The organism is Bacillus hominis, assembly GCF_018332515.1.
GTDB lineage: Bacteria > Bacillota > Bacilli > Bacillales > Bacillaceae_G > Bacillus_A > Bacillus_A hominis.
Genome location: NZ_BOQD01000612.1, coordinates 1 through 862 on the forward strand (window position 1 = coordinate 1; position 862 = coordinate 862).

1 protein-coding gene is annotated in these 862 nt (G+C 32.1%); it reads right to left on the reverse strand.

The features are described 5' to 3' along the window. Window positions 1–838, reverse strand: an 838-nt coding sequence (locus tag KI356_RS27620) for an LTA synthase family protein (RefSeq protein WP_238486259.1), incomplete at its 3' end; no start/stop codon positions are given. Window positions 839–862: the final 24 nt, after the last annotated feature.

Genomic DNA, 862 nt, shown 5'->3' on the forward strand with positions numbered 1-862 from the left:
AGAATGGTGTAACTTCTTGGCCATTTAGCTTATAGTTTAGTAAAAAGTTTTGGAATGACTCTAAATGAATATAAATTACGTTCATTCCTTTTCCTTTACCAAAATACTCAGGATTCGGACTTGCATAAGTTGTTGTAAGATAGTTTCTAACTTCTGTCATATTATCTCCATCAGCTAATGCTCGTTCTGTTGATGCTTTCGCACTTTGAATACCATCATAAATCGTAAAGTTATACACTCCTAAATATTTCACAATATAATTACGATCAAATGTTCTAGTTAATAACTGAGGACGATCCGCTTCTGCGAGTCCTAGGTTAATACTAAAGAATAAAATACCTGCTATAAACACAAGTGATAATTTATACTTCGCAACACGGATTGGTTTAGGGTTTACAAATTTCGTTGCGACTAAAACAATTAAAATGATTGTATCTAAGAAATATAGTGGATCATATACGTGTAGCAATGCAAAAATACTATTACCTAAATCTCCAAAGTTATTCGATTGTGTTAATGTCGGGAACGTAATAAAGTCGCTGAAAAAGCGATAATATACTACGTTGGCATATAAAAGTATCGACATTAGCAAATTAATAACAATTAACCAAATGTAAGCTCGTTTCCCCTTTGCGAATAATGCGAGCCCTAAAAATAGAACTGCTGAGCTTAGCGGGTTGAAAAACAGTAAGAACTTTTGGATTGTGTTCGATATCCCTAAATTAAATTCTATCGCATATGCTGCATATGTTTTTAACCAAAGTAAAATAACTGCAAATACGAAAAATCCAAAATGATTACTTAATACTCTTTTACTCTTTAATAAAAATTGTTGCATCTCTCCACCTCTTTTAATCATCCA